This window comes from Bacillus haimaensis (genome assembly GCF_048270625.1).
GTDB lineage: Bacteria > Bacillota > Bacilli > Bacillales > Bacillaceae_I > Sutcliffiella_A > Sutcliffiella_A haimaensis.
The window spans coordinates 4,280,436-4,303,435 of record NZ_CP158164.1 but is presented as its reverse complement, the minus strand read 5'-3'; the positions used below and the strand labels follow the sequence as shown (position 1 = coordinate 4,303,435).

The 23,000-nt window shown below is 46.1% G+C and carries 19 protein-coding genes and 1 pseudogene; 2 read left to right on the top strand and 18 right to left on the bottom strand.

Annotation, left to right across the window (positions count from 1 at the left end):
* Positions 1–7: 7 nt before the first annotated feature.
* The 3 genes from ABN702_RS21825 to ABN702_RS21815 all read right to left on the bottom strand — a co-directional run bounded on the left by ABN702_RS21825 (position 8) and on the right by ABN702_RS21815 (position 3,262).
* Entirely contained in the window at positions 8–916 is a 909-nt protein-coding gene (locus ABN702_RS21825) for a carbohydrate ABC transporter permease (protein WP_417898675.1), read from the bottom strand.
* A gap of 86 nt (positions 917–1,002) precedes the next feature.
* On the bottom strand, positions 1,003–2,307 hold the full coding sequence (locus ABN702_RS21820; protein ID WP_417898674.1) for an ABC transporter substrate-binding protein: 1,305 nt from the start codon (positions 2,305–2,307) through the stop codon (positions 1,003–1,005).
* 118 nt (positions 2,308–2,425) lie between these two features.
* Complete coding sequence (locus ABN702_RS21815) at positions 2,426–3,262, bottom strand: carbohydrate ABC transporter permease (RefSeq protein WP_417898673.1); 837 nt, start codon at positions 3,260–3,262, stop codon at positions 2,426–2,428.
* A 161-nt stretch (positions 3,263–3,423) separates the two neighbouring features.
* On the opposite strand from ABN702_RS21815, the gene ABN702_RS21810 reads away from it, so the two are divergent.
* The gene (locus ABN702_RS21810; protein ID WP_417898672.1) at positions 3,424–4,314 is read left to right on the top strand and encodes an AraC family transcriptional regulator; all 891 of its coding nucleotides are present in this window, start codon (positions 3,424–3,426) and stop codon (positions 4,312–4,314) included.
* Positions 4,315–4,316: 2 nt separating this feature from the next.
* Here the strand turns inward: ABN702_RS21810 and ABN702_RS21805 are convergent, their stop codons facing one another.
* From ABN702_RS21805 to ABN702_RS21780, 6 genes are all read right to left on the bottom strand, one after another.
* Positions 4,317–6,905 (bottom strand): glycosyl hydrolase-related protein, encoded by a 2,589-nt coding sequence (locus ABN702_RS21805; RefSeq protein WP_417898671.1) that lies wholly within the window; start codon positions 6,903–6,905, stop codon positions 4,317–4,319.
* 210 nt (positions 6,906–7,115) lie between these two features.
* The gene (locus tag ABN702_RS21800; RefSeq protein ID WP_417898670.1) at positions 7,116–7,763 is read right to left on the bottom strand and encodes a PolC-type DNA polymerase III; all 648 of its coding nucleotides are present in this window, start codon (positions 7,761–7,763) and stop codon (positions 7,116–7,118) included.
* 17 nt (positions 7,764–7,780) lie between these two features.
* Positions 7,781–9,628, bottom strand: coding sequence for a DUF294 nucleotidyltransferase-like domain-containing protein (locus ABN702_RS21795; RefSeq protein WP_417898669.1), 1,848 nt, complete (start codon positions 9,626–9,628; stop codon positions 7,781–7,783).
* A 71-nt stretch (positions 9,629–9,699) separates the two neighbouring features.
* Complete coding sequence (locus ABN702_RS21790; RefSeq protein ID WP_417898668.1) at positions 9,700–11,352, bottom strand: sodium:solute symporter family protein; 1,653 nt, start codon at positions 11,350–11,352, stop codon at positions 9,700–9,702.
* A 207-nt stretch (positions 11,353–11,559) separates the two neighbouring features.
* A complete protein-coding gene (locus tag ABN702_RS21785; RefSeq protein ID WP_417898667.1) occupies positions 11,560–11,862 on the bottom strand; it encodes a DUF4212 domain-containing protein in 303 nt (100 codons plus the stop codon).
* A gap of 107 nt (positions 11,863–11,969) precedes the next feature.
* The gene (locus ABN702_RS21780) at positions 11,970–12,152 is read right to left on the bottom strand and encodes a hypothetical protein (protein ID WP_386642271.1); all 183 of its coding nucleotides are present in this window, start codon (positions 12,150–12,152) and stop codon (positions 11,970–11,972) included.
* Between the two features lie 310 nt (positions 12,153–12,462).
* Here ABN702_RS21780 and ABN702_RS21775 point away from each other — a divergent pair, with 310 nt between their 5' ends.
* A complete protein-coding gene (locus ABN702_RS21775) occupies positions 12,463–13,344 on the top strand; it encodes a hypothetical protein (RefSeq protein WP_417898666.1) in 882 nt (293 codons plus the stop codon).
* Between the two features lie 377 nt (positions 13,345–13,721).
* Here the strand turns inward: ABN702_RS21775 and ABN702_RS21770 are convergent.
* The 9 genes and pseudogenes from ABN702_RS21770 to ABN702_RS21730 all read right to left on the bottom strand — a co-directional run bounded on the left by ABN702_RS21770 (position 13,722) and on the right by ABN702_RS21730 (position 22,820).
* Positions 13,722–14,553: pseudogene (locus tag ABN702_RS21770) on the bottom strand (DUF1028 domain-containing protein).
* Between the two features lie 17 nt (positions 14,554–14,570).
* Positions 14,571–15,176, bottom strand: coding sequence for a pyroglutamyl-peptidase I (pcp, locus tag ABN702_RS21765; protein ID WP_417898665.1), 606 nt, complete (start codon positions 15,174–15,176; stop codon positions 14,571–14,573).
* Positions 15,177–15,267: 91 nt separating this feature from the next.
* Positions 15,268–15,798 (bottom strand): chromate transporter, encoded by a 531-nt coding sequence (locus ABN702_RS21760; protein ID WP_417898664.1) that lies wholly within the window; start codon positions 15,796–15,798, stop codon positions 15,268–15,270.
* Positions 15,795–16,364, bottom strand: coding sequence for a chromate transporter (locus ABN702_RS21755; protein WP_417898663.1), 570 nt, complete (start codon positions 16,362–16,364; stop codon positions 15,795–15,797). Before ABN702_RS21755 ends, ABN702_RS21760 begins: the two co-directional genes overlap by 4 nt.
* A gap of 173 nt (positions 16,365–16,537) precedes the next feature.
* Entirely contained in the window at positions 16,538–18,151 is a 1,614-nt protein-coding gene (locus ABN702_RS21750) for a gamma-glutamyltransferase family protein (RefSeq protein WP_417898662.1), read from the bottom strand.
* A 60-nt stretch (positions 18,152–18,211) separates the two neighbouring features.
* A complete protein-coding gene (locus tag ABN702_RS21745; RefSeq protein ID WP_417900997.1) occupies positions 18,212–18,724 on the bottom strand; it encodes a transposase in 513 nt (170 codons plus the stop codon).
* A gap of 385 nt (positions 18,725–19,109) precedes the next feature.
* Entirely contained in the window at positions 19,110–20,255 is a 1,146-nt protein-coding gene (locus tag ABN702_RS21740; protein ID WP_417898661.1) for a mannitol-1-phosphate 5-dehydrogenase, read from the bottom strand.
* A gap of 1 nt (position 20,256) precedes the next feature.
* Positions 20,257–20,694 (bottom strand): PTS sugar transporter subunit IIA, encoded by a 438-nt coding sequence (locus ABN702_RS21735; protein ID WP_417898660.1) that lies wholly within the window; start codon positions 20,692–20,694, stop codon positions 20,257–20,259.
* A gap of 2 nt (positions 20,695–20,696) precedes the next feature.
* Positions 20,697–22,820 (bottom strand): BglG family transcription antiterminator, encoded by a 2,124-nt coding sequence (locus tag ABN702_RS21730; protein ID WP_417898659.1) that lies wholly within the window; start codon positions 22,818–22,820, stop codon positions 20,697–20,699.
* Positions 22,821–23,000 lie beyond the last annotated feature (180 nt).

Below are 23,000 nucleotides of genomic sequence, written 5' to 3'. Positions count from 1 at the left end.
GTAATGGTTATCTGTTGTCCCCACCCTCGTAGTAGACCCAGCGTGAACTTGTTTTGAAGATGATCAATGTACATAAGAGTGTAATGAGAAGCAAGATCCAAGCCATTGCTGATGCGTAGCCCAGCTGCAAGTCCTTGAATGCTTTATTGTACAAATAGAAAGCAAAGAACATCGTCGAGTTGTTTGGCCCTCCACCTGTCATGATAAATGCCTGTAAGAACACCTGGAATCCGGAAAGAACACCCATGACAACATTGAAGAAGATGGTTGGGGTAAGCATCGGCAGTGTAATATTGATGAATTTCCTGATTGGTCCAGCTCCATCCACCGTGGCAGCCTCATAAAGAGATTGTGGAATCCCTTGTAAACCGGCCAAATAGATGATCATACTGCCACCGACAGCCCACAGATTCATCAGGACAAGCGAAGGTTTGGACCAGGCTTCATCCAACAACCAGCCAGGACCGGATATACCGAAATTTGCAAGAAACGTATTTATCAACCCGAAATTCGGATCCAATATCCATTGCCATAGCAATGCTACTGCCACCCCGGAGAGGATACTTGGCAGGAAGTAAATGGTTCTGAACAGGCGGATGCCCCTAACTTTCTGGTTCATCAGCACAGCCAGCAGGATCCCCATCGCGGTATTGACGGGAACACTCAGTCCCACATAGTACAAGGTGTTATAGAGACTTTTATAAAATAATGGATCCTCTGTCAGCATGATTTCATAGTTCTTGAAACCGACCCATTGCGGCGGCTCATAAATGTTATAGGTGGTGAAACTTAAATAGAAGGAGTACAAAATGGGACCGGCCATAAATACCAGCAGCCCTATTAGGCCAGGTGAAAAAAACAAATAACCGGTTATTGCCTCTCTTGTGCTCATTTTCATATTGCGTGTCCATCGCATCCCTAATCTACTCTCCCTTATAATCTAGGCACCCTCCCCCAGCAAAAGGAGAGAATGCCTAATTAAATGTGATCTTCTACAGGGAATTAATGATTCTTCACGGCATTTTCCGCTGCGGTCTGCGCCTCTTGCAGCGCCTGCTTCGGATCTACACCGGAGTTCACTACAGCCTGTTCTACTGGATCAAGATTTGCATGCCATGAAGGAAGAGCGTCCACATATTCTATGAATCTAGAATACTGCATTTGCTCCACCATCAAATTCCAGATTGGGTCTTCCGTAAACTTAGGATCCTTCGCTGCATCCATATTGGATACAAGTGATCCTGATACTTCATGAATTTTCATTTGAACGTCTTTACTTGTCATGTACTTCAATAACTCCCATGTTGCTTCGGCTTTCTTTTCATCCTTGTTGTTCGTCATTTCATAATCAAATCCAGCAGACCATGTAACCTGCTCTTTTTCGAAAGGAATGGCTGCTACACCAAAATCCATATCAGGAGCATGAGTTTTAATATCCTGGTACAAGTTGTTCACATCAACAACCATAGAAACCTGCTCTGCAATAAACGGGCTGTATTGTAGGGAGCTTGCTTGCGAGTTGAAAGCCGACATCGCTTTCGTCCCATAGTTTTCTTGCATTTTTGCAATCCACTCCAGCGCCTCCAGGTTCTCAGGCTTCATGAATGTTGGATTTCCTTCTTCATCCCAGAAATCCCCTCCATTGCCCCAAGCTAGCGTCCACATGTGAAGGTTCCCTACGGAAGGGGAAAACCCTATTCTCTCGAGCAAGTCATCTGATTTCCATTTTGTCAGTTTCTCTGCATACTCTTCTAGTTCGGCCCAATTGGTTGGGGGCTTTTCAGGGTCAAGTCCAACCTCACGGAAATGATCCTTATTGTAGTAAAGCACACGCACATCCGTATCACTCGGCAGGCCGTAGAAGCTGCCTTCATGCTTCATTTTTTCTGTTAATACAGGGAAGAAAACATCCGTATCGAATTTATCCTTTTCAATGAAAGAATCGATATTCATAATAGCTCCTGATTTTGCACGCGCAGGTAAGGTACTTGTATCATTCAGCGCCAAATCTGGGCCGCTGCCACCAGCCATTGCCGTAGAAAGTTTTGTCCAGTAATCCCAGAAGTTGATTCCGAGCTCTTCAACTTTAATGTTGGGATTCTCGGCTTCAAAATCATCCAGTATTTCGGTCATTGTTTCTTTCATTGGACCATCAGAATGAATATGCCAGAATGAGATGGAAACCTGCTCTTTATCCGAATCGTTGGATGACTCTTTATCAGTAGAAGAACTGTTGGAACAGCCTACCACTAAAAGAAACGTTAGGAACATTACAGAAAATGCCTTCATTGCTTTCCAGTTTTTCATAATTGACCCCCCGTTATTAAATAAAAGTTTTTTCAAAGCACATTAAGCGAAAACAGATCTAACCGAAATAATTGCAGTAAAAACCAACCCCCTCCTTCCGATATCCGGAATACACCACTTACCCTTTTACTCCTGTCATGGCAACACCTTTGATGAAGTACTTCTGGAAGAAGAAGAACAGGAGAAGAGTCGGCAGCATGACAATGATGGAGGCTGCCATCATGACATTCCATCTTGTACCAAACTGTTGCTGGAATCCCCTTAAACCTAAAGCCAAGGTAAAATCATTTGGATCATTCAAGTAGATCAATGGTCCAAGGAAATCATTCCATGCAAACATGAATATGAAAATTGCCAGGGTTGCCATCGCCGGTTTGGAGAGGGGAACATAGATATTCCACCAGATCCTGAATTCCGAACAGCCGTCAATTTTCGCGGCTTCACTTAGTTCTCTAGGTATCGTCATATAGAATTGACGCATCAGAAAGATATAAAAAGCACTACCAAAGAAGTAAGGAACCGTCAGAGGAAGGTAAGTATTGATCCACCCCAGTTCTTTAAAAAAGACGAACAGGGGAATCATCGTTACCTGTGGGGGTAGCATCATCGTGGTTATCAGGATGATAAACCAAATGTTTCTCCCCGGCCACCTCAATTTCGCAAAGGAATATGCGATGAAGGAAGAAGAAAGGACTCCTCCAACCACAGATAAAGTTGTAATAACCGTGGTATTGAACGTATAGCGTAAGAAAGGAAATGAATTCACCGCTTCTTTATAATTGCTCCATTGGATTTCTTCCGGAATCCATTTTGGCGGCAGATCAAAGAGTCCAACGTTGCCCTTCAGTGATGTTGACAACATCCAGACCAACGGCATTAATAATAAAATACTTCCTGCGATAATGATTAAATAGATAATTAGCTTTCCTAATCTTCGTCTTGCTTTCAAAAACATCCCCCCTTACAATGAAAACGCTTTATTTAATACAAGTTTAAAATATGCCAGTCTCTTTGTCTTTTTATAAAAGAGTCAATTTTTTATAAAATTCAGACATATAGTGATATTTGTGTGCTAAAATGAAAGCGTTATTATGAATTTGATTGGGGGGAATAAAGTTGGAGTGGACAGATTCATTTGTGGATGGGGCCATTTTCCTAAACCAAAAAGCCAGTCAATTGGAAGGAAAGGAGGCCTCCATAAACATCCATTACTGGGGTGCACAATCCGGGCATAAAAATAATAAGCCTCATCAACATTCCTTTTTCGAAATTTGCTATATCATAAATGGAGAAGGCCATTATATAGATAATAATCATAGGCATACGATAGGTTCGGGCTCCTTGTTTCTTTCACGCCCCTACCATAAACATCAAATCCAAAGCGAAACCGGTCTGGACATCCTTTTTATCGGGTTCGAGATCAACAAAGGAAAAACCACTAAAAAAATTCAACAGCTTTTTTCAAGTCTTGAAAGTGTAGACACCTATTTTCATAATCAAGCAGAATCTTCCTCTTTCGTCAGGATGTGGACCACTTTGCTTGTCATGGCGAATGAATCCAATCCTTTATTGGAAGAAAGTCTTTCAGGAGTTTGCTACTCCATCTTCGGCAGTCTCTTCAAGGATTTTCAGATCAACCATAAAAAATCCAATAAAAACAATAGGTACAGCGTTTCTTCGACCTTGGTGTATAAAGCAAAGCTCTACATAAATGATAATTTATCAGAACCACTGCGCCTAAATGATGTGGCAGAGTTCCTGCATATATCAGGCCGACACTTGTCCAGGATATTTCAGGCGGAACTGGGTCAATCCTTCTCCAGCTATGTCAGGAAAGAAAAAATAAGAAAGGCCGGTATCCTTCTTTCAGATACCGACCTGAGTATAAAAGAGATTTCGGAAAAAACGGGGTTTGATACTGTACATTATTTTTCCAGTGTTTTTTTAACAGAAATGGGAATGCCACCTGGAAAGTTCAAACAAAAATTCAAACAGTATCATACTTAACTTTACTTATACTCCATTCGAACAGAAACGATTCCTCTGGCACGAATGGAGATTTCCACCTTATTGTCCTCGAGGTAGTTCTCTTGCAAATTATTTTCCAGCAGGTCAGTGATTCTTGCAGAATGAATCTCTCTGCCAGGCAAGGAAAGTTGAGCTGTTTCAAGCTTGTTCTCCGATAGATTTTGCAACCTTACAATGATTCCCCTGCCATCCTCTGCAGGCTTTACATGCTGAACAGCTATAGCGGAGTTATCTACTTTAAGGAAGGTGCCCTCCTCTTTTGAATCGCATTTTATTACAGGATGAATTTGTACTGGATAAAAAGAGTCTACTCCAACACGTAACGCCTCCTTAGAATCATAGGCACCAAAGGATGATAGGACATACCTGAATGACACCACTCCCGGTTGGGTGGCACAGAAATTCGTATCCCAGTAATTGTTCATTGGCCACGCCAACAGAAGGGGACGTTCAGAACGAGGGACTACCTTCTGCTCTTTCCCAAAATTGAAGTCTCCTATTTGTACTAAAGGGGCATCCGGACAAGCAAGCGTTATCCCCCGGTTCTCATCAAACATCGAAACGACATTATCCACCGTGACCCAATCTTTACATGCGGTTGGCAGCTGCTCTTTATCCAATTCCACAAACGTCCCTGCACTATCAAACTTCGCTTTCCACTCTTTCAGATTCATAGGGAAAGTAAAATACACAGACTCCGGCGTCCTGATATCCTGCTTTTTCATGTTGGCAACCATCTCAATTTCCGGCTTGGCAGCAAACAAAGTAATCTTCTGCTCCAGCCAATCCACTCCTGGTGCTTGCCACTTCAATACTAGCGTCGCTCCTGAATCATGTTCTTCGACTTTGCATTCCATCGTTTCAGAAGCCCCCATGCGTTGCGGTGCCCAATCGTGATTCCAGCAGCTGATGCTGTTGTTGCATTTTTCTACATCTCTTGGGAACAGAGCTTTGCGGTTCTCTTCCTGCTTTAATGGATCTACTTTCTCCTGGACATATTGGAACATGGTCCATTCGCTTTCTTGATCAAGCATTTGCCATTCCATCCGCTTATCGAAAAGCCCTATTATTCTACCTGTTTTTCTATCAAACTCTAATTTGTGGAATGGGCTCTCAATGGTGGCATCTGTTACTTTAACAGTCTCCTGGCTCTCCTTATTCAGGGAAGCATACGGCACCTTTTTCCAAGAGAAAGGTTGAAGCTCTACTGTCCCTAAAACAGAATCGCACCAATTTGAATCTTGATTATTCTGTTGGAATTTATAACGGTTCGTCTGGGCATGTCTTCCCTTATAGGTATATTCCTCCGACACTCTAACATCCACTTTTTGATTAACATGGGTTGGATTTACCAATAGTAAACCCTCCGGTTCCTGGGACTGCAATGGATTTTCAGCAAGCTTTTCCAATTGATCAGCCAGCAGATACCCACTTACACTATTTGCCTGATAGGCGGTATGTGCTTTATGCATCCATAACGATTTTGTATATAGGGAATCTGGATCTGTCACAGAGACATTTGCTCCCCATGTGTGTTCATCATAAAGCTCCAGCTGATCCCATGCTTCCTGATAAAGTCGTTTCTCATGATTATCCCTGGTTCCTAAAAAAGACGCCAAAAGCTCTGCAGCTTTAAGGGATTGCTTCGTTCTTCTCGTTACCTTCGTTTCAAGAGCAGAACTTGCTGCACCAAAATTCCAGTAATCCGTCCAATCCCCTTCATAGACGGGAATGTCTTCAATCTGCATTTCTTTGATTCTTTCTAACAGCATTTCAGGAGTAGCGAGGCGGATTTTCGGTCCAAGTCCGGAAGCATTCCAACGATGGACCATCTCCATCAACTCTTCATCTGGAGGCGTATTATCTAAAAGTGGTATGTTGGTTGAAGATAAGTAAATAAAATCATGAGGGTAGTTATCTCCTTCAATCCTATCAATATAAGCATCAATTCCCTTTTTCATCTTCTCCAGATCTTTATCCCAAAGCTCCGTAAATTGCGTGAAAATGGAATAATGCTCCCCATTGAAAGTGAATAGTTCCCTGCCATCTGGAGTCTTCCATCTAAATATTTGCGGTCTTGGCAACGGAATCCCGCCAAAGTGAATATTTACCCCTGTCGTATAAAGCTCGACACCTGCATCAAGCAATAGCTGGGCAAAGGTCCACGGCTGACCATTGATATCATGATTGATAGCCGTATTTACCTTTGAACCGAATCTTTCGCGGAGCTTTTTAGCAGGATACAGCAATCTAGCAATCTGTTCAACGTTACTTAGTGGAGACGTGTGCATGCTCAGAGCAGCCAGACAGATCTGACCATTCTGCACAAAACGTGCAAATTTCGCAATCTCCTCCTCGCTCGACGTTTCAAGCCATTTCATGACAGGTGATGTAGCCTCACAGGTCCACCTGAACTTATTTTCCTCACTTTCATGCTCCGTTTTCTCACATAATACTATTGCCTGACTAATATATTTACGCTGCATTTCCCATAATACAGGTTGTGGATGGGTATATCCCACATCAAGATGACTGTGATGATAGATCCATATTTCTTTGATATTTGACAAAAAACCACCTTCTTTCTCCTTATTATTTTCCACTCCATTATAGAATCTAATTGTCGAAATAGTCTTTATCTTTAACGGTCACACTTTTATAAAATGAGGTCAAAGAAAATTCCCCTGCGTATAGGATGAGGCGAATTTAAGTTGAGGACAGCGAACTGTGAAGGATAGCTTGTAAAAAAATATGCAGTATTCCATATCCGCATACTTTTTTTACAGGATTTCCCCCACCATTAGCAGGTCTCCCCAGGTTTTAATTCCTCGGTCATGGCAAATATGGAGGAGTTCAACAAACAGGTAGGCAGTTGTGAGGGCGTCACCTTTCGCCGAGTGGCGCTGATAGATTCGTGTCCCGAAGTCCCGTGCGTATTTTTCGAGGTCACGCATGTCGTAGCTAGGGGCGATATAGCCAATCAGGTTGAGTGTGTCGATTGCTTTCGGTGCTTTCCAGTGCAGGTTGCGGCGCTTGAGCTCGTACTTGATGGCGTGCATATCAAAGGAGACGTAGTGCCCGACATAGCAGGCGGACGTCTGGTTGGCGAGACTAGTAAGTTTTTGTATCGCTTGCATAGCGTCAGGCGCTTTTTCCACTTGTTCATTGGCGATTCCGGTCAGCTCGGTAATTTCCCGAGGGATTTGTCGATTCGGGTTGATGTAGCTTTGGTAGGCACTCTCCTCGACCACCTCCATACCCTTCACCTTTACGGCACCGATTTCGATTAGTCGGTCCTCCTTTGCCAGGTTGAATCCGGTCGTTTCTGTATCAAAAACGATGAATTCCAGTTTGTCGATTGGTGTAGAAAGAGGTAGGTTTTCTACTAAATTGCTCGGGAAATAATCCTTTCGGGCGAATGGAAACATCGGTATAATCCCTCCTTCTAGTAGTACGATAGCATGTGGCTTTGCAGCTCCTTGATGAGCCGGATGCTGAGCATGAGTTCTTCTTTTTCACGGGTTGTCAGGGTTGTCAAATCAAGCGTCGAGGTCAGCTTCTCCCCTTTTTGATGCTGGTTCCAGCGGTTTTTCACGTAATAGTCCAGGATGGATTCGACAGATGCTTTGAGATCCTTTTGAAAGCTGTTGGAAAGGATCTTTTTCTCGTGGAGCTGGTCGATTTTCTCGATTGGCGTGCCATAAGTGATCCCGTTCATCAGTGCGAGGATCTGCAGGCTATGGTGAAACGGAAAAAGAATGTGCTTTTTCAGGTCGATTATTTTCTTTTGCATCCGGAAAATGGAGCGGATGGGCTGTTCCAAGGCTGGAATTGGATTCTCGCGTTCTATCTGGGACAGGCGATATAAAAAGATTTTCGCCCTGTCTAGGGACTGTTCGATGTTGGTTTTGAATTGCTCGTGTAGCGTGTCGTCCCCGTAGATGAGCCGGTAGGAAAAGAAGTTTTGTGCGAGCAGGAGCCGGTCGTTGGTGGCGTGTAGCACCCACTCTCTTAAGCGGTTGTTCCAGTGCTCCGGGGTGCCGCTCCACTGTGGGTTGGAGGCCATCATGTCTCCCGGACATCTTTTGTAGCCTGCCAGCTCGAGGTTTGCGACGATTTTTTCCGAGAGCTGTTGGAAGTACTCCTTCTTGCTGTCGTCCTCATAGACGAGGAAGTGGTCCTGGTCGGTGAGGAGGAACTGCTCTCTTCTGCCAGCGCTGCCCATCAGGTAGAAGCAGAATCTGGTCGGCGGGCTTGCTGGCATCTCCTCGATGGCAAGCTCGATACAACGCTGGATGAGCTGGTCGTACAGGGTGTTCATGACGTCCAAGGCGTGTAGGGTCGGGACTTCCTGTTGCAGCATGGTGCCGAGTGTGGAGTATAGTGCCGTCTTGATGGTTGGCAGGTTTTCATGGTTTGCTGTTGATATTTGTGTTGTACCTTTCAGGAAATTGGCGCTTTTGATTTGGAGGAGCTCGGTCAGGGTGACGAGTCCGATAGTTTTTTGGCCGTCTGTAACAGGCAGGTGTTTGATGCCATGGAGCAGCATGGTCGTGATAGCCTCATAGAAGTAGGCGGTGCGTTCGATGGTGATCGGGTTTGGCGTCATGAAGGTGTGGACGGGCTGGGTGAGACTTTGCCCGTTTGTGATGACCCGGTTGACGAAATCGTGCATGGTGATGATGCCAGTGAGGTTGTTGTCCTCTGTAATGATAGCGGCGGTGTGATTAGTTTCAGAGAGCTTTTTTGCAACAGATTGGATCGTGTCGGTTGTGGTCGCTTGGACGAAGGTTTCTTTCATGACATCCTGCACTCTGAGCGTAGTTGTGTCGGAATCTGTGAGCTTTCTGCCAAGCTGGACTTGTTCGGCGAGAGATTGATAGACATCATGAAGGCGTGCGCTGACCTGGGTGAGCAGATATTCGCGTACGGTTGGGTCGCTCCATCTTTCTTTTAACACAGAGAAAGGGATATAGAGGGCGGTCACATCATCGATGGCCCGTACCTGGAGTAAGGACACCTCGTCGATGGTGTATGAATCCGAATCCGAGAGAAAATGAATGAAATGGGAGAGGCCGATCAGTTGGTCCTTTTTGATAATTTCCAAGACTTCGTCGTGAATGTTCGTAGGAAGATAGACTTCTACTGTTCCAGACTGAATGAGAAAGAGGCCTTCCCGTGTTTCATTTGCTTTCAGGATAGGCTGGTGGTGGGTGAAGGAGTGGGTTTGGCAGCGGGTGAGCAGACTTGTTCTCTCATCGTTGGTGAGGTTGTGGAAAAGGGGATGGTGCATGTTGGTGGCCTCCTTTTTCTTGTAGTAGAAAAAGAGGAGCAGCGGGTGGGACTGCTCCTCGGGCTTAAGGTTTATTTATTCAACCAGACGTCTCCGTTCTTGTATGTCATCTGCTCCGGGTAACGAAGGTCTGCCACTTCGTCCTGGATTTTTTGTGATGGTGCTTTGGTCATCAGTGACACGATGACGATGGTCAGGATTGCGGATGCTGCGCCGAAGACTCCTGCTCCAGTGTCGATGATTCCAAGAATCGTGAAGCCGCCATATTTTGCCGCGAAGATGTAGGAAAGCGTGACGGCTAGACCGACGAGCATTCCGGCGATGACGCCTGGTGCATTGGCGCGCTTCCACCATACTCCGAGAAGCAGGGATGGGAAGAATGTTCCGGATGCGAGCGCGAAGGCCCATGCGACAATCTGCGTGATTGCGCCAGGCGGGTTAAGCGCCACAAGTCCCGCAAGTACGGTTGCTGTCACAATGGTGATACGACCGACCATCAGACGGTTTGAATCCGTGGAATTCGGTTTTAACACTCGGTAATAAATGTCATGTGCAAAAGAAGATGAAATAGCGATCATCAGTCCGCCTGCTGTGGATAGGGCTGCCGCCATGGCTCCCGCTGCCACTAGTCCGATGATGAACACGCCAAGGTTGGCGATTTCCGGTGTTGCCATTACGACGATATCGTTGGCAATGATCAGCTCTGACCATTGAAGGATGCCGTCACCGCTCGTGTCAGCCACCTGCAGTTTACCAGTGTTGACCCATGATTCCGTCCAAGCTGGCAGCTGGTCAATCGGCTGTCCTGCCACATTTTTCATCAGGATGAAACGGGAGAATGCCGCATAAGCTGGGGCAGAAAGGTATAAAAGTCCGATGAAAAGAAGTGCCCAAGCTCCTGACCAACGCGCCGCTTTCATCGTGGAAACGGTGTAGAAGCGGACGATAACGTGCGGAAGTCCCGCAGTACCGGCCATCAGCGTGAACATAAGCGCAAGGAACTGCCACTTTGTTCCGTTGGTGAATGGAGCGAAATATTCGGATATACCGAGCTCGCGGTCGAGCGCACCGAGTTCATTGACGATGTTTCCGTAAGTCAGCCACGGCAGCGGATTATTGGTAAGCTGAAGACTCATGAAGATTACCGGAATCAAGTACGCAATGATCAGGACGATGTACTGGGCAACCTGTGTCCATGTGATTCCCTTCATCCCTCCGAAGGCTGCGTAGAAGGCAATCAGGACAACCCCGATCATCGTTCCTACTTTTGCATCCACTTCAAGAAGACGGCCAATTACCACTCCGGAGCCGGAAAGCTGCCCGATGGAGTATGTGAAACTGATGATGATGGTACAGATTGCCGCTATGACGCGGGCGGTGTGGGAGTCAAAACGGTCCCCGATAAACTCCGGCACCGTATAACGTCCAGATTTGCGGAGCTGCGGTGCAAGCAGGAAGGTGAGGAGCAGGTAGCCCCCGGTCCAACCCATTATGTAAGCAAGTCCGTCATAACCAAGTAGCATGATCGTTCCTGCCATTCCAATGAATGAAGCCGCACTCATCCAGTCCGCTCCGATGGCCATCCCGTTAAATACCGGTGGCACCCCGCGACCGGCTACGTAAAAATCCGAGGTCTGGCGTGCTTTGTTGAAAATGGCGATTCCGATGTAAAGCGCAAAGGTAACCAATATCAATGATAGCGATACGATAAACTGATTATCCAACTGTACATCCCCCTTTGTATGTGATGGTTCTGTGGTTTTTAGCTTGAGTTAGTTGAGTAGAGATTTCTTTTTCAAACAGTGCCATTATTACGGCTTGTCGATTGTTTGAAACCGAGATTCTTCATTGTGAGGGTCTTGGGTGGAATAGATCCAGTGGCTAGAGTTACGATTGGATTGATGCATGGTGATGTGTGCTGCTTGCAGGATTTAGTGGTCGAGCGTTTTGCCATAGCTCATCTGCTCGTTGGCCTTTTCGTCGATGCCATACTTCTGGTCGATCTTGTCGCTCACCTTCGCATTTACGAAAAGCAAGATGATGAAGACCAGAATAGAACCTTGGGCACCCATATAATAGTGGAAAGGAAAGCCGCCGATAAAATTGAAATCGAGCGAATCCGCGAACATCACCACTCCAAAAGAAACAACAAACCAAATCGCTAGATAAATGAAAATATACCTCGTCTTCTCACGAAAATACGCATCAGCAACAGACTTATCAATCTTCTTCAAAAGAAAACCTCCTTCATGGATTTTTGGGGTTTCGACACGGATGGGAAAATCCCTGCCGGGGTCAGGCACCTAAAATAAATAAAATAAAGTAAAAAAATAATAAGTTGTTATTGCAGGGTAAAGATGAACTTGACGGTGTCAATGAATGATCCGGGCACAAGCGCGATTTCCACGAGCACGTAGAATGCGAGTGCGAATACCGGTACGGACAGAAGGATTGGCCGTTGTTTTTTGATGGCGAAGAATATGCAGAGAACGATGACGACCAGGAATGCATAGAAGAAAAACATTGGGCTTCCACCTCTTTCTTTTTGTAAGCGCTTTTATTTTGCGGTTGCAGGCCTCCCTTCTTTTCGTTAAAAGTCTGATTTGTTATAAAACAGAATTTTATAATAATTCTAATAATTAGATTATGAAACATGCTATCGCTTTAGTCAACTACCAAATTAATAACCATTTGGTTTTTTCCAATGCACTGTATTAGTACAAATACAGGGTCTAAATGATGGATTTTTATAGAAAATATATGTAAATATTACTAGATTACCTATATAATAGAGACAACTAACATTGATAAACTATTTTTATTTGGGGGAAATCATGAAAAAATTAATTACCGTTATCATTTTACTATTATTGATAATCTCGAATCCTTTACATATGAATGCTGATACCACCCGGAATCAAGATAATAGTGATGCTATACTACAATTCGGGATAACATCTGCTCCGAAACCACCGAGGATTCCAAGTCCACAGGACCCGCCTAAGCCCCCTGTGACAGAACCTGAACCTGAACCTGAACCTGAGCCTGAACCAAAGCCCGAACCAGAACCAGAGCCAGAGCCGGAACCACAGCCGGAACCTGAGCCACAGCCTGAGCCTCCTACACCTAAGCCTGATCCTCCTAGTGAACCAAGTAGGCCTACTAACCCTCAACCTCCTACTACAACTCCTTACACTCCGGTAGAACCAACTGAGGAGGAAGAGGAAGTTACTAGTGAGGAAGAAGAGGAAATCTTAGAGGAAGAAATTGTAGTAATAAATATTGAAGAACATGGAGAGGTACTATGGTCATGGAAAAAAGATCTTCAGCGGCTTCCACTTCCCATACTCTATGATGTTCTAAAACAATATCTTGAAGAAGAAATCATACCTTCTCTCGACTTTCTCACAAAGCCTGAGCTTGAGGAACTTCTCTTTTTCCTGGAAAATGAAGAACTTGTCTCAACCATGAACTTTGATGAACTTCGTCAGGAAGTTGAATCTGCGTTCGAATCAGCTTCTGAAGTAGTGGTCGAAGTGGAGGAAACACCTAGTGAGGAAAAAGAGGAAGAAACGGAAGAGGTTGTATTGAGCGAGACTTCTGAAATCCCACTAGTAGAAGTAAGTTCTGAAGAGAAAGAGTCTGGAAAACTCGGTGTATCAATCAGAAACTTTTTTGTATCCATTGGTTCGTTTTTCAAAGGTCTATTCAGCTAATTACTTTCATAAATGTGTTTTGGGAGATCCTTTTTTAAGGATCTTTTTTCATTTTACGAAATTTGTCTAAAATTATTGTGAAAATAGTGTATCTTATAGACAAATTATTGCGAACTTTTCACTTTTCATCCTTCATAATGATGGGTATACATTAGTAAACGCTTACATGTTTAAAGGTCACTCTTAAGGTTAATAACTATAGAAACAGAAACGGTTATTTAGGAGGATGCTAAAAATGGTCAAAAACAACTTTTTGATAGGAATGTTTTGGGGAACGGCGTTTAGTATACCATTATGGCTTTCGTTTTTTGGATGGGTCAAGCTTATCGTAGCTTTTGTTCAACTATAAAAGAAAGAGCGTCCGTTGAAGGAACGCTCTATTTTTGTGCCAGAATATAGTCCAGGACTTCCTTATCGATGTACCCCTTCGCTTGCTCGCGGCATTTGAAGTTCTCTGTATGGATGTAGGTGGTGAGCGACGCTTGCAGATTGTCAGTTTTGTAGCCAAGATTTCCGAGCTGTGTTTGGAGAGTCTGTTCTAAGTCCCATGTAATTTAGAGAATGTTCTCCTGTTTTGTGGGGGCGAAATATAACTGCTGCAGCTGATAGATTCGGATCAGCTCTCCAATTGGCTGAGGAGAATCATCCATCCTCAAGTCGATATAGCGGTCGTTGAATCCCGCATATCCCCCTTTTTCTTATACCACTAACAGCGCGGCGGATTGCTGCCCTCTGCTGTCTCCCCCTGCATTCTGTCCAGCTTCCAGAGCTTTTAGAAGCCGTTCGGCCAGGGTGCCTTCCGTTTTGGTGAACGTTTCTCCCATTGCATTCACAGTTTCTTCACTTACGAGGATGTTGCCTTGTGCAGCATAAAAAGCACCAGTTTGCCCACCAGCCCAGTTGTAGCATTTATCACCAGTGAGTGTAGGTAGCGGCGTTGCCTTGTGCATCGATTACACCTAGTTGTCGAGATGCCCGGTCATCATCCGCTTCCGTAAGAAGGTCAACCACTTCCTGCACTGTTTTCCCTTCTTTTAAAAGCTTGAGGCCTTCGGGCCCATATGTGGTGTTCACGTAAGACTGGGTAACAATAGCTCCTGCGTTGGCCTCAGCAAAAGGAACTACTGCCCCGACACCGAGAAACTTCGATTGGACAGCAATCCCCCACTCTTTTTCTTTCGGGTCAAAACCAATAATGGAATAGGTCATTATGGTTGCCTACTATATTATAGCGTTTGTAATGCTAAGCGGATTGCTTCTGTCAGATCCCTCTGCGACCAGCTCGGGCTGTTTTTCAGCTGGATGGCGAGGTCATGTGATGCCGGAATATGGATGAAGCCGGCTTTGATTTGGTCTTGCTTGTGTTCTTCTGCGATTTTGTGCAGGATGGCGTACATGACGTTGTTGCAAAGATAGGTTCCGGCGGTGTTCGAAACTTTTGCTGGATAGCCGTTTTCTGTGAGGTGGTTCACCATGGCACGAATCGGCAGGGTCGAGAAGTAGCCGTCTGGACCGTCGGGGTTGATCGGCTCGTCCTGGCACGTGACGCCGTTGTTGTCAGGTGCGCCGTCCTTGCAGTTGATGGCAATGCGCTCCGGTGTAATGTGCGTGCGGCCGGCAGCAAGACCCAGCGAGACGACTGCATCCGGCTGGATTTCCGTGTAGTGCTGCAGGATGTCCTTTTCAGATTGCTGAAAGTCAACAGGCAGCACCTTGCTGATAATCTGGTAGTCTCCTATTGTAGTTCCGTCCAGTGACTTTACGATCTCCTCTGTGGGATTCACAGGGAAGTCGAGGAACGGGACGAATCCTGTTAAGAGTAGTTTTTTCATTTTGTGTGGCCTCCTTATGTGATGAGGGTGGTCTGGCACTTGTTGTTATGTTAACTTTACAGATGGTGGGGGCCAGACCCCTGTTGTTATGTCAACTAAGTACAATCGCTCCATAAACCAACGCTCCACTTATTACGTAGGCAGGGTGCACTTTCCACCGCTCTAGCAGCAGGTAGCTTGCGACGACCAGGAATAGTGTTTGAAGTGCCCCTGATCCTTCGTAGGATTCGAAGAAGAAGCGGTATGCCATGACTCCAAGGAGCAGGGCAATGGTCGGGCGCACGTAATTGGACATTCTTTTTACTTTTGGCGAATCCCTGAATTTGTAGAGCAGGCTCATTAGCGCGATCATCAAGATTAGTGATGGTGCGACGGTGGCGAAAACTCCTACAGCCGCTCCAAGAATACCACCTTGCTCGTAGCCGATGTAGCCGGCCATTTTTGTGGCGATCGGTCCTGGCAGGGCGTTCCCCAGGGCGAGGACCTCACTGAATTCACTTACGGTGAGCCACCCGTAGCGGTGGACCACTTCGTTTTCTACAAGGGGTATTGAAGCGGGGCCTCCCCCGTACCCCAGGATGCCCGGTATGAAAAAGGCGAGGAATATCTCCCAATAGATCATGATGCCTCCCCTCCCTTTTCCTGCGCCGGCTTCGGTTTATCTTTTTTGATAATGGCTGCTGCAAGGAGAATTGCGATGATGAAACCTGGGTGGATTCCCAACAGTCCGATGGTCAGGAAACTGATTATGATGAGTATGGCCGCTGCCATCCAACCTAAGCCTTTTTTTGATTTGTCGAAGAAATCCCACGTAAGAACCGCAAGCATCACGCCGACCACCGGCAGAACTGCCTTGGTCATTCCTTGCACCCATGGCTGGTCTTTGAAGCTCGCAAGTGTGGTAAGCAGGACGATCATCAGGATGATGGTCGGGATGATGGATGCCAATAAAGCATTTATCATTCCTGTATAGCCCGCCACCCGAAAGCCGATATATCCTGCCATTTTCGTGTTGATGGGACCAGGTAACGTATTGGCCATGGCGAGGATATCCGAGAAATCATCGTCCGTCAGCCATTTATTTTTCTCTACAACCTCTTTATGTACAAGCGGAATGCTCGCCGGACCTCCGCCATAGCCAAGCATGCCGATGCGGAAGAAGGAAAGGAAGATTTGTGTTTGATGCATGGTGTGATGCCTCCTAATACTTGTAGGGGGCCTGACCCCCATTATAGTAAAGCACTAAAGTAGGTGTTGTAAGAATGCGGGTTTACCCTGCATTCTTTATCACATTACCGCAGTGGGGGTCAGGCCCCTCTTTAATGAATTAAAGAATCTAACAGAAAGAATATAGAATACCCTTAATACGCAAATATCGCTCCATCAGTACGTGACTCCGTGCCGCCGCTTAGTACGCCTGTTTTCGGGTCGCGCCAGATGATTTGGCCGCGGCCGAAGCTGCCTCCGTCGAGGGTGACTTGGATCTGGTGGCCTTTGCGCGCAAGGGCTTGGGCAAGGTGCTGTGGGAAGTGGTGTTCGACCACGACCTTTTTGTCTTCCATCCACTGCCATCTTGGGGCGTCGAGTGCCGCTTGCGGGTTGAGGTGGAAGTCTACGGTGTTCATGACGACTTGCATGTGGCCCTGTGGCTGCATGTAGCCACCCATGACGCCGAATGGTCCGACTGCCTCGTTGTCCTTTGTCAGGAAGCCTGGGATGATCGTGTGGTATGTCTTCTTTCCTGGCGCCAGCGCGTTTTCGTGCTCTGGGTCTAGGGAGAAGTCATGACCACGGTTTTGCAGACCGATTCCTGTTCCAGGGACGACTACTCCTGAGCCGAAGCCCATGTAGTTGCTCTGGATAAAAGATACCATGTTCCCTTCCCCATCCGCTGTTGCCAGGTAGACAGTTCCGCCTTTTGGTGGTGTGCCTGGTTCCGGCGCCAGGGCTGTGTCTCCGATTAGATCGCGGCGCGCTTTGGCGAAGGAGTCGGAAAGCAGATCTTCGGATGTGTGTGTCATGGTTGAAGGATCTGACACGTATTTTTTTGCATCGGCAAATGCCAGTTTCATTGCTTCGATTTGTTTATGGTAGGTTTCGAGAGAGTCTCTTTCTGTGAACGTGTCTTCTTTCAGCATGTTCAGTGCCATCAACGCCACGATTCCCTGGCCGTTCGGCGGAATCTCCCATACATCATAGCCCTTGTAGTTGACCTTGATCGGTTGCACCCACTCCGGTTGGTAGGCTGCAAGATCCTCATAGGTCAGGAAGCCGTTGTGCTGCTTGCTGAAGTCGGCAATTTTATGCGCAAGCTCCCCTCTATAGAAGGATTCCCCATTTGTTTCCCCGATTTGTCTGAGAGTTTCTGCATGGCCTTTAGATGACCACATTTCTCCGATTTCAGGTGCGCGGCCGTCCGGCGCGAAAGTTTCGAACCAGTGGGCGAATTCTTCTGTGGTGCAGGCTTTTTTGTAGGCATTGTAAGCGCCTTTCCAGTACTTGCCGAGGATTGGCGAAACTGGATAGCCATTCTCCGCATAGTCGATGGCAGGCTGAAGAACTTCGGATAATGGTAATCTACCAAACTTTTTCGAAAGCTCTGCCCATGCGGAAGGTGCACCTGGTACCGTTACCGGGATAAGACCCATTTTCGGCATCGTTTCGTGTCCGAGTTCTTTTACCGCTTCAATAGATATGGATTGAGGCGCAGGGCCGCTTGCATTCAGGCCGTGAAGCTCACCCTTAGTCCAGACAAGTGCAAAGGCGTCGCCACCGATCCCGTTGGAAGTCGGCTCCACGACAGTCAGGCAGGCCGCTGTAGCGATTGCTGCATCAATGGCATTACCGCCTTTTTTCAGGATATCGAGGCCTGCTTGTGCTGCAAGCGGTTGTGAGGTTGCGACCATCCCGTTTTTGGCGAATACGGTGTTGCGTTGGGATGGGTATGGATTATTCAAGTAGTCGATGTTGTGCATTATGTAAGTTCCCCCTATTATTTCGCATTTCGAATTAATACCTATTATACTTAATTTTCTTTATTTTTTCAAAATAGAAAATTCAACTTTTCGGTTGGGTGTGAAATGGATTCTGGTGTTGGGGGTTTGAATGTAGTTGGCGTAGGATCCTGATGGGTGGTCGGAGAAGTATTTCAGGATGTGACTTGTGGTGATGATGGGGTCGTCCTTGCGGTTGTAAAAGTAGGTACGGTAGCTGCTCCAGGGGTATTCTTCGGGCTTGGTGACGAGTTTGGCTCGGACGGGGTTCAGATGGATATATTTGCTGACCTCGATTTCATAGACGAGGTCCATGATCAGCTTTTCGCCGAATCGCCCTTGGAAAAGATGGCCGTTCCATTTGTACTTGCGGTTGATGTACACGGCGTATTTAGTGTTGATATAGTGCATGATTTTGCTGATGTCGGTGTTGGTGGTTTCGATTTGGAGATGGGTGTGGTTAGACATGAGGCAGTAGGCGTGAAGGTAGAAGTGAAATTTCTTTTTGGCTTGTTTGATGGTGTAGAGGTACATGATGTAATCGTCCGCTTCCATAAAAATATTGCTCTGGCGGTTCCCCCGAGTGGTAACGTGGTACTTCGCTCCCTTGAACCACAATCTTTGTTTTCTAGGCATCTTTGTGACATCGTCCTTTCTATTTTGGGTTAAGTATATTGGTGTTGAACTGTTATAGGTTCTACATGGGGGAGGAAAATCCTGCTGGGGTCTGGCCCCGATTTGATGTTTTTTTAAAATCCCTCGTCCTCCCCCATGAAAACAGAAAAAAACCGCTGAACGGTACCCTCGTTCGGCGGTCGAGACATTCTCTATTTGTTGCGCTGTTGTGTTGCTTTGTATCGGTAATTTAATTATACCCAGTTGTGTTTTGATTTATGCCTGTAAGTAGCGATTTATTTTGTATTTTTTGTGACCTTTTAAACTATAGCTTTTCTACCTCCGCCACTATCCTCTTAGCTAGATCTGAACTTCTGTTAAGTCCTGTAATCTCTTCTATGCCTTGGTCGAGGCCTTTTTGTTGGATAATCTGCTGGATGACCATTGCTTCTTCATCATCTTTTACATCGTAGGTGAGTGCGGCAGCGATGGCTTTTGCAAGACTTGCAGGCGAGTGGCCGTATAGCTCCTGGTATTGCTTGGCTGGTGCTATAAGTCGGTCATTTTCGCTCAGCTTTCGCATCGGGGCTCTACCAACACGGGTTACTTCGTCGGTAATGTAGGGATTCGAAAAGCGTGCCAGGATTTTATGAATGTATGCCTGGTGCTCGGCTTTATCGAATCTATACTTGCCGATCAGTACCATTCCTGTTTCATTCAATGCCGACTCCACTAATTTTTTCACCGTTTCATCCTGCAGGGCTTCATCTATCGTAGCGAACCCTTTTTGGTAGCCGATATAGGCCGTTACGGCATGCCCGGTGTTAACGGTAAAAAGCTTGCGTTCTATATAGGGAGTCAGGTCGTCCACATAGGTGATGCCCTTGATGTCCGGTGTTTCGCCAATGATTGCGGAACGGTCCACTACCCACTCGTAGTATGGTTCTACTGTTACCAGCAGCTTGTCTTCGTTCGTCTGGTTGGGCACGATTCGGTCCACGGCAGCGTCCGGGAATGCCAAGGACTGGTCGAACGCCTCCTTCTCATCCGGTGCCAGCTGCTCATACACATGCATTTTCAGCAAGGAGCTTCCACCGATCAGGTTTTCGCATGCGATGATGTTAAGTGGGGGCCGGTTGTTTTCTATTCTTTTGCGAAGTCCTTTTACTAAGGCTTTTGCAATGATAGGCAGAATCGCCGGACCTACTGCGGTCGTAATGATATCCGCTTTTACAATGGCCTCTTCCAGCTTTTCAGGCTCCGACATGCTATTGATGGCAGAAACATTCTTTACCAGCAATTCCTCTTGTGTCTGGTCCGCCAACACGACGCGATAGGCTTGTCTGTCATTGATGAGATCGACGATTTCGCTGTTCACATCGACAAAGGTAGTATGGTAGCCTGCTTGATATAAAAGGGCGCCGATAAATCCTCTCCCGATATTTCCTGCCCCAAAATGAAGTGCCTGCATATTAGTTGACCCCTTCGAATAGTTCCAGGATTTCTTCTGCGGAGGTTGCCTCCACTATTTTTTGGACATTTTCCTCTTCGGAACAAACAATGGCAATCTGGGAAAGGATGTCCAGGTGCTCATTGTCTTTTCCAGCTATGCCGATCAAGAGCTTCACTTCATTTCCTGTGCCGAACTCCACACCACTTGGAACTTGCAGGATGGCAATTCCGGATTCTTTTACCGCTTTTTTCGCATCTTCCGTGCCATGTGGAATCGCGACAAAGTTGCCCATATAAGTGGAAGTCAGTTCTTCGCGCTCGAGCATTTTTCCGATATAGGATGGCTCTACATATCCTCGTTGTACAAGCAGTCTGCCTGTCATTTCAATTGCTTCTTCTTTTGTTCCTGCTGATGCGTTCAATACGATGTTTTCTTTTGCCAAGATTGGTAATGCCATAGCTAAACACTCCTTAGTTCTGTTAGTTTTTCTTGAAAAAATTGATGCAGCTTTGCAGCCAGGAATTTTCCCATTTGTTGTTCATCTTGTGATTCGAACCGGGAAATGCTTTGTTCGTTTTCGATGATGATGGCGCTTATCTGACTTAGCACCTCCAATGACTCGTGCTGGATGCTTTCCGGAGACAACAGTACCAAAAGGGACTCCACTTCCATCTCGGATTGATCCATTCCTTTTGTTGCAAGTGGTTGGTGGAGGGCATATACCGAAAATGCCGGGTCTTTGACCGCACCGCTTTTTGCATGGAATAGCGCCAACTTGGTATCCGGTATCCCCAGTCCGCCAAGCTTTTCCCGCTCCAGCAGGTCACTTAGAACTTCATCAGCCGACAAGAGAGCCCCTTTTATCTCCAGGTGATGACAGGTCTCGCTTAACGCGTCTTTAATAGAAAGTGCTTGATCATTCTTTAAAACAGTAAAGCCTGCGAGAACCGTGGAAATCGTTTCTGCATAGCGAGATAGTTTGTTCATGTTTTCGGCCACAAGTTCTCTGGGCAGCTCCTGCAGCTCTTGTGCGATTTTCTGATAGTCCCCTATTTCCAGCAGCTTCTTTTTCGTCTGCTGATGGATAAACTGTTTGATCTTCTCGACTTCTTTTTCTGTCAGCATCGGATTGACGATCAAATATTCTTTTTCAATCTCTGGAAGCCGAATCGTGGAAATGATAAGGTCATAGTTTTCGTAATCGGTCTGTTGCATGTCAAACAGGGAAACATTTTTACAGATTTTGATATCAGGAATTTCCTTTTGCAGCCTCGTAGCCAGCATCTTGGACGTTCCGATACCTGTAGAGCACACCACGAGAGCACGCATTGGCTTCCGCTGATGAATGTTCAACAGCGCAGACCCGAAATGCATCACCAGAAAACCAACTTCCTCTTCTGGCACATCAAGATCCGGGAAAGCAACCGCAACGCCCTCTTTGACGATGGAAAACAACTCGGTGTATTCCATTTTGATTCTCGTCAATAAAGGATTGCTGATTCCCATATTCTGTTTGATTCGGAAAAGCGCGGGACCTAAATGCGTCATTAATCCCTGCAGGAGAGACTGGTTATCCGACAGCTCCTGGTGCACCTTTTTCTCCACAAAGCGGATCAGGTTCTTTGCCCTTATTGCATCTTGCATTCCGGTATCTTCTATAAAATATTCTTTGTCCTGCCGGAGTTTGGCACCAAGGAGATGCATGGTAATATACCCTGTCTCCGCTGTTGGAATCACCTTTTGGTACACCCTTTCCAGCTTGTCGAGAATTTTCTCCGCGACCTTGAATTCGGGTGTTTCCTGAAGTGTCGCCAAATAGTGCTGATCCATGGAGATATTCTCTCCACGCAGGATTCGTTCCATTGCCAGGGCTAGGTGGACGACCAGACCCATATAGGCACTGTCTGCTATCGAATAAGGAAGCTCCCTATTAATATCATCCACGGCACGTTCCACGATAAGCAGATTATTTTTATCCACCAGGCCGAGCAGCCGCTCCGAAATGGAGTCACTTGGAGTGGATTTCTTCTGGATATTCTCCCGTATCAGGGAAAGAAGTTCATATTCATCCACATTTTCTGTGATGACCTTGCTCATCGCTTTTCTTTTCGCCGATTCATCGCCTGTGATCTCGACTCCATACCCTCTTTTACGGATGAGCGATAAATTGCCCGTCCCGTGCAACCGCTCCTCGACCTTGTTCAGATCATTGCTGATGGTCGCGATGGTGACATTCAGATCGTTGGCCAAGGCAATGAGCTTGACCGGCTCCACTGACTCAAGAAGTGTGCATAAAATAATGACATGCCTTTCCTCAGCGGTATATTGATTGTGGTCCACCTTGAACAGGAACAGCTTTAAATCTTCTATATTCTTTTTATCCCCTATGATTTGTACACCCACACCTGATTTTTTAACCAGTGACAGGTCATAATTCTTTAAAATATCCTCAACATCCTTCAAGTCCCGATGGATGGTGCGGGTACTGACATCGATTTCATCCGCGAGATCCCTCACCGTCATTTCTTTCTCCGACGATAACAGTATCTCGAGTATCTGCCGTTCTCTGGCAGTAACGTACATAGCGCTCACTCCAATACACTTGGATGATGACAAAATTTAATTACTATGTTGATAGTTTAATCATACGCCAGCATTTTTATAGGTTCAACAAAAGGAAAATGCAGATTCGGCGGAATAGTTGTTGCCATTTTTTAAAAAGAATTTCGTTCCAGGTGCAAAAAGAAAGGACAGAGCTCTAAG

Coding starts and splice junctions, on each gene's coding strand:
- ABN702_RS21825 (WP_417898675.1), bottom strand. CDS start 916: ATGCGATGGACACGCAATATGAAAATGAGCACAAGAGAGGCAATAACC.
- ABN702_RS21820 (WP_417898674.1), bottom strand. CDS start 2,307: ATGAAAAACTGGAAAGCAATGAAGGCATTTTCTGTAATGTTCCTAACG.
- ABN702_RS21815 (WP_417898673.1), bottom strand. CDS start 3,262: ATGTTTTTGAAAGCAAGACGAAGATTAGGAAAGCTAATTATCTATTTA.
- ABN702_RS21800 (WP_417898670.1), bottom strand. CDS start 7,763: ATGTTTCCATTCGCCCGAAAGGATTATTTCCCGAGCAATTTAGTAGAA.
- ABN702_RS21795 (WP_417898669.1), bottom strand. CDS start 9,628: ATGCACCATCCCCTTTTCCACAACCTCACCAACGATGAGAGAACAAGT.
- ABN702_RS21780 (WP_386642271.1), bottom strand. CDS start 12,152: ATGTTTTTCTTCTATGCATTCCTGGTCGTCATCGTTCTCTGCATATTC.
- ABN702_RS21775 (WP_417898666.1), top strand. CDS start 12,463: ATGAAAAAATTAATTACCGTTATCATTTTACTATTATTGATAATCTCG.
- pcp (WP_417898665.1), bottom strand. CDS start 15,176: ATGAAAAAACTACTCTTAACAGGATTCGTCCCGTTCCTCGACTTCCCT.
- ABN702_RS21760 (WP_417898664.1), bottom strand. CDS start 15,798: ATGATCTATTGGGAGATATTCCTCGCCTTTTTCATACCGGGCATCCTG.
- ABN702_RS21755 (WP_417898663.1), bottom strand. CDS start 16,364: ATGCATCAAACACAAATCTTCCTTTCCTTCTTCCGCATCGGCATGCTT.
- ABN702_RS21750 (WP_417898662.1), bottom strand. CDS start 18,151: ATGCACAACATCGACTACTTGAATAATCCATACCCATCCCAACGCAAC.
- ABN702_RS21745 (WP_417900997.1), bottom strand. CDS start 18,724: ATGGAAGCGGACGATTACATCATGTACCTCTACACCATCAAACAAGCC.
- ABN702_RS21740 (WP_417898661.1), bottom strand. CDS start 20,255: ATGCAGGCACTTCATTTTGGGGCAGGAAATATCGGGAGAGGATTTATC.
- ABN702_RS21735 (WP_417898660.1), bottom strand. CDS start 20,694: ATGGCATTACCAATCTTGGCAAAAGAAAACATCGTATTGAACGCATCA.
- ABN702_RS21730 (WP_417898659.1), bottom strand. CDS start 22,820: ATGTACGTTACTGCCAGAGAACGGCAGATACTCGAGATACTGTTATCG.